General features: G+C 33.9%; 6 protein-coding genes. 2 read left to right on the top strand and 4 right to left on the bottom strand.

Annotation, left to right across the window (positions count from 1 at the left end):
- Positions 1-131: 131 nt before the first annotated feature.
- Entirely contained in the window at positions 132-1,703 is a 1,572-nt protein-coding gene (gene serA, locus ACKI2P_RS05230; RefSeq protein WP_407375668.1) for a phosphoglycerate dehydrogenase, read from the top strand.
- 59 nt (positions 1,704-1,762) lie between these two features.
- Here serA and ACKI2P_RS05225 read toward each other — a convergent pair whose 3' ends face one another.
- The 4 genes from ACKI2P_RS05225 to ACKI2P_RS05210 all read right to left on the bottom strand — a co-directional run bounded on the left by ACKI2P_RS05225 (position 1,763) and on the right by ACKI2P_RS05210 (position 4,410).
- Positions 1,763-2,455 (bottom strand): Mov34/MPN/PAD-1 family protein, encoded by a 693-nt coding sequence (locus ACKI2P_RS05225; protein WP_407375666.1) that lies wholly within the window; start codon positions 2,453-2,455, stop codon positions 1,763-1,765.
- Positions 2,455-3,174 carry a tRNA(His) guanylyltransferase Thg1 family protein gene (locus tag ACKI2P_RS05220; protein WP_407375664.1) on the bottom strand — a complete coding sequence of 240 codons (720 nt, stop codon included), beginning with the start codon at positions 3,172-3,174 and terminating at the stop codon, positions 2,455-2,457. The genes ACKI2P_RS05225 and ACKI2P_RS05220 overlap by 1 nt, the downstream gene beginning before the upstream one ends.
- The gene (locus ACKI2P_RS05215) at positions 3,174-3,938 is read right to left on the bottom strand and encodes an aspartate dehydrogenase (RefSeq protein WP_407375662.1); all 765 of its coding nucleotides are present in this window, start codon (positions 3,936-3,938) and stop codon (positions 3,174-3,176) included. Before ACKI2P_RS05215 ends, ACKI2P_RS05220 begins: the two co-directional genes overlap by 1 nt.
- Before the next feature lie 67 nt (positions 3,939-4,005).
- Positions 4,006-4,410 (bottom strand): PRC-barrel domain-containing protein, encoded by a 405-nt coding sequence (locus ACKI2P_RS05210; protein WP_407375660.1) that lies wholly within the window; start codon positions 4,408-4,410, stop codon positions 4,006-4,008.
- Positions 4,411-4,567: 157 nt separating this feature from the next.
- On the opposite strand from ACKI2P_RS05210, the gene ACKI2P_RS05205 reads away from it, so the two are divergent.
- Entirely contained in the window at positions 4,568-5,290 is a 723-nt protein-coding gene (locus ACKI2P_RS05205; protein WP_407375658.1) for a tRNA-binding protein, read from the top strand.
- Positions 5,291-5,650: the final 360 nt, after the last annotated feature.

Raw genomic sequence — 5,650 nt, 5'->3', positions numbered from 1 at the left:
ATTTACAATTGGATAAATAAATTTTGTCATGAGCCCAAACAAAATTAAATTATAAATATAATAAAAAATATATTTTTAACTAATATTTATTATTAAATATTCTTTTAAATTTAACAAATTATGGTGAAAATATGAAAGTACTCGTAGCTGATTCAATTAATGAAAAGGGTATTGAAAATTTAAAGGAAGTGGCTGAAGTTGTTGTTGATACCAGCATTACTCCTGAAGAATTAGCAAATACCATTCATGAATATGACGGAATTATAGTAAGAAGCCGGACAAAACTTACTGCTGATGTTATAGAAAAAGCAGAAAATATGAAAATCATCGCAAGAGCAGGTGTTGGAGTAGACAACATTGATCTTGACGCTGCAACTAAAAAAGGAATTATGGTTGTAAACTCACCAGAATCAACTTCCGTAACTGTTGCAGAACACACAATGGGATTGATTCTCAGCATGGCCCGTAAAATATCCATTGCAGACAAATCTGTTAAAGAAGGCAAATGGGAGAAAAAATCATTTATGGGCGTAGAACTTAGAAACAAAACTCTAGGTGTTATCGGAATGGGAAGAATCGGTTCTCAAGTAGTCAACAGATGTAAAGCTTTTGGAATGGATGCAATGGCATATGACCCATACTTACCTGAAGAAGTTGCAAAACAAATGGGTGTAGAATTAACCGATTTAGATACCGTACTCAAAAATTCTGATTTTATTACAATACATGTCCCACTTACTCCGGAAACCAAACATTCAATATCCGCAGAGCAATTTGATTTAATGAAGGATACTGCATACATCGTCAATTGTGCACGTGGTGGAATTATAGATGAAGACGCTTTATACGATGCTTTGGTAAACAACAAAATTGGTGGTGCTGCTTTAGACGTATATGAAGAAGAACCACCTAAAGAATCAAAATTATTTGAACTCGACAATATTGTATTGACTCCTCATATTGCAGCTTCAACTAAAGAAGCACAAAGGGACGCTGCAATTATCGTTGCTGACGAAATTATCGATTTGGCAAATGGTAAAAATCCTAGAAATGTCTTGAACATGCCTCGTATCGACAACAACACTTTCCAGGAAGTTGCTCCATACATAGAATTATGTGAAAAATTAGGTAGTTTCATCTCACAGGGAGTTAACGGCAAAATCAAAGAAATTGAAATCATTTACACAGGAGAACTGGCTGAAATCAAAAACCTTGAAATTTTAACAAGAACTGTTATACAAGGTGCAGTAAATCCATTCTTGAGTTCCCCTGTAAATGCAGTTAATGCACCTTTAGTAGCAAAAGATAGAGGAATCAGCATTACTGAAGGAAGAAGAGACAACTCAAAAGGATATGATTCTTTAATTAAAGTTATTGCAAAAAGTGCATCTGATGAATTCTCCGTTGTTGGAACCCATTTACACGAATCCAGAATATTGAAAGTAAACGATTACTGGGTTGACGTTATTCCTGAAGGACATATGTTCATTGCAAAATATGAAGATGTGCCTGGAAGTATCGGTAAAATCGGTACCAAATTAGGAGAACACAACGTCAACATTGGAATTATGCAAGTTGGAAGAGATGAAAAAGGCGGAAGAGCCATCATGGTTTTAACTTTAGATAAAGAAATTCCAAAAGAAGTAATTAAAGAAATCCAAGCTTTAGACAATGTTTATGAAGCTAACGGATTAGAATTATAAAAAACATTTTCACCAATTTGTTTTTTATTTTTTATTTTTTTAAACCATCAAAAAAAAAATTATTCCTTAAATTCCCGGGATATCCTTTTTACACTGCCATCGGGATTAAGTTCTATTTTCAAAACCTGCTGAGGCATTTGAGTGTTGGATATTACATTAATTTGATTGCGTCTTTCAAACTCATCATAATGATAAGGGCGTTCTTCATCAAGATTCTGGAAAAATTCATCATCTTCCTCATCAAAAAATCCAGGTTTGAACTCATCATCATCTGTTAAGACATCACTTTCATCAAAAAAGTCATCAGGATTATCATTGACAAGATAACTATAATCCCCTATTGAATAATCCATCGGCTCCCCGTAACGATTATATGACTTGAAAGTCTCAAATGAATAAGGAAGACAGACAATCATATGAAAATAACCGTTTTTTGAAAAAGTTTTTAAATCGGCATCAGAAGGCCTTGCACTTGGCCCAGGGTGTGAATGTACAGATCCCCAGTATTTTGTATTCATTGGAATCATTTCAGTGTGTACAACTGCTCCGGTTTCACAGGTTTCACCAGGGACAAAAATCAAACTGGTAATATAAAGAATTTTATCCTTTATCTCCCCGTCAAAAAATGCCAGAAATTCATTAGGATATGCCTTTTTTGAATAGTATATTACGGATTCCAATACTTCACGGTCCACACGAACTTCATTGAACTCTTCATCATTATTTCCGAATATTCTTGAAATGAAACCCATTATATCGCCCCTATGTCTTTAAAAAAGTCTTCACAGAATTTTGGAAGCTGCCAATCAGTGAAAACATGACTTCTGTATGAAGTTTGATTCTTATTCTCCTTTTTGTTGAATCCTATTATTTTATTATTTTTCCTATATACTCCAATTCCTCTTTTTTTATAAGTTTCAATGTCATTCAAGTTAATGCCGTTTTCAAATAGCATTTCATGAATATCACTCAAATTCATACCATTTATTTTATCATTCGCTTCGGAATTTGAATACTTTGATTTTAAAAAGGAAATGCCATGTGAATTAACGCAGTTTCTCCAACATTCATCCTGTCTCCATTTGAAATATTTTAGGATATCTGAGCCGTTGATAGGGATAATCCTTGAGTCAAAAGCAGGAGGCTTTTTGAATTGGCAATTGTAATTTATCACAAAAGAGCTTGAAGTGAAACTGGCTATTACAGAATTGATTTTTTCAATCCTACCATCAAAAGGAAGTTTATCAAAAAGCAAGCTTATTTCATCTGAAAATGTGTAAGCAAACAATGGTGAAAACTCTTTAAATAAATCTGAACAAACTTCAGACATTACTTTGTAAAAGTCTTCATCATATGGTTTGGTCAACTCCAAATCACGAGCTAAATTATGGAAACTTCTTCCATCCAAACGCATGATAATTTTGGAGTTTTTAGGAACTCTCAGTGACGAATAAACTTCATATTCTTTCATTACATTCCCACACGAATTGTTTCATTGAAACTCTTGAGCAATCTAATTGCGGATAGTGCCGCCAACATGCTTGTTTTTGGATTGGCCGCACACGGATAGTTCATGGTTGTTGTTTTAAATTCACCGAAATCGCCTTTGGCAGTGATTTCATGAACATTTCTGTCCACATTCGGATCAACAATAATCTTGACATCGATATCCCTTTGACAGGCAATGCTTATGGTTGCGGCCACATTGATGTTCAAAGGAAACTCCTTAACCGCTTCAGACGCTTTACCCTCAAATAACACTTCAACATCATCAATATTTTTTCCAAGGGATTTTGGAGATTTGCGGGTGACAAGATTAACTTCCTTAAGTCCGAATTTGGCAACAGCCTTAATACCGTCCAAGCCAACTATTGCACCGGAAGGCAAATGAATCTTGGCATTGTTCTCTTTAGCGATTTTTTCAATATCCCTATAGAATCCCATATCCATAAATGCACCGATACTCATTACAATCATGTCTTTTCCTTTTTTAAGAACTTCAGGTGCAAAATATCTAACGGAATCAGGTGAAGCACATTCGAGTACCAAATCAACATTATCCACCATTTCCTCAAAATCAAGAGCTGCAACACCGCCCGCAAGGCTGGCTAAATTTTCCGCCCTTTCAATATCCTTATCAAAAAAATATGCAATGTCTATTCCATTCTCTTCAGGAACTATGCTAGTTGTAATGATGTTAGCAATAGCTCCACAGCCGATAATACCTACTTTCATAGCAATCACACTAAAATTAGTTTTAAAGTTAAAGTTTTAAATAAAAAAAAGAATATGGAAAGATTATTTATAATCTTTCAGACTCAAATTGTACTTGAGTTTCAGTTTGTGGTTGAGTTTCAGTTTGTTTTGGAGCTGGTGCTACAGGAACTTGTGGTTCTGGGGCTACTTTTTTCATGTCTCTTGGATTGATTAACATGATGTCGCCAATAGCTTGAACTTTATCAAAGTCAACTGTTAACAAGTCGTTTTGGAAGGATCTCATGTCGTGATCTTCCGGAGATTCTCCACGAATACTACCTAAAACTTGATTTACAAATCCAGTTGGTCTTCTTTCTTGTTCAATAGCTCTTACTTGTAATTTTGAAATTGTACCTAATCTAATATTAAGAATAACATCCTCTACACGACCAACGTAATGTCCTGTGTTAGTATAAATATCTAAACTGCGTAATTTTGAAACTTCTACCATTCTTACACCACAATTAATAAATAAATTTAATAAATATGTATAATTTTATTTATTTGTTAATATAAATACTTTATGTTTTTGAAATAGCGCAAAATGACAAAAAACTTATTAAATTCTAAAATTAAATATATAATTTAGATAAAAAGGGGATTTTAAATTGTGGGACACAACAAAAGATTATAGAATTTTAGTAGCAAGCAAAGCAAGAGAAAACTACCTAAATCTCATTCCAACCGCATCATTTAGAGGAAGTTGGAATAAGAAACAGGCCGTTGACCTCGGAAAGCAAATGAATAGTGATTTTCAATCATTAACATACTCTTATCTCGAAGGAGACGAACTTGTAAACTCACCTGATGTTGCAGCTTTAAAAGAAAAAGCTCTTAAAATTGTTGAATATTTAGGCGGAGAAGACTGGAATAAAAAGTTTTTAAGCAACGCTCCGAAGGAAGATAGGCAAAAAACTCAGGAAAACATTGCCAAAGTAAGATTTTTCCTCGACACAATAATCGGCCTTAAAGACAGACTGGCATTAGGTCCTATCAACGATCCGATAATGGGCATCGACATTAAAGTCGGAGAAGTCATGAGCGTTACACAACATCCCAACAATGAAAACTTAATGCTTTGTAATGTTAACTTAGGAAAAAGGGCTATTACTGTTGTAACCAATGATTTAAATGTTAAAGATGACAATAAAGTTGGAGTCTCCCTGCTCCCACCGCAATCATTCAGTGACATCGTTAGTGAAGGAATGTTTCTGGGAATGAACGGAAGCATCCTTAAGGATGTCGACGGCGAACTTGGCCAGATGCCAAAAGGAATCCCTATGGAATCCCTGAATGAAACCCGAAATCTTGTTGAAAATTATTTAAAATAAGTTTTTTGAACTTATTTTCTTTTTTTATCTTAAATAATGCAAGAATACCACGACCTCTTTTCGGTCGTGGATGGATTGCACTGTTGTGTGTACAATCTTTTTTAATTAATTTTATTGTGTTTATTTTTATTTAATATATTTGGAGACTATTTTAGGTCTATGAATTTTTGTTCAGTATACTCTCTTTTTTTGTGTGGGATTTGTAATATTTGCTTTGAGTTGTGAAAATTGTTCTGGGTTTGAAAAATTGTTCTCAGTTAGTTATTCGATTACTTCTCAAACGCTCTCCCTCTTTTTTTATATAGAAGTAATTACCAAATGCTATATTATACAATTAATGTAATTTTAATTGTAGTTTTA

Origin of the sequence: Methanobrevibacter sp., from assembly GCF_045541095.1 — an archaeon.
Taxonomy (GTDB): domain Archaea; phylum Methanobacteriota; class Methanobacteria; order Methanobacteriales; family Methanobacteriaceae; genus Methanocatella.
The sequence above is the reverse complement of the archived record's forward strand: the minus strand, read 5'-3'. Positions and strand labels throughout refer to the sequence as shown.

Bases quoted from the DNA above. Each gene is read 5' to 3' on its own strand.
- serA (WP_407375668.1), top strand. From the start codon at position 132: ATGAAAGTACTCGTAGCTGATTCAATTAATGAAAAGGGTATTGAAAAT.
- ACKI2P_RS05225 (WP_407375666.1), bottom strand. From the start codon at position 2,455: ATGGGTTTCATTTCAAGAATATTCGGAAATAATGATGAAGAGTTCAAT.
- ACKI2P_RS05220 (WP_407375664.1), bottom strand. From the start codon at position 3,174: ATGAAAGAATATGAAGTTTATTCGTCACTGAGAGTTCCTAAAAACTCC.
- ACKI2P_RS05215 (WP_407375662.1), bottom strand. From the start codon at position 3,938: ATGAAAGTAGGTATTATCGGCTGTGGAGCTATTGCTAACATCATTACA.
- ACKI2P_RS05210 (WP_407375660.1), bottom strand. From the start codon at position 4,410: ATGGTAGAAGTTTCAAAATTACGCAGTTTAGATATTTATACTAACACA.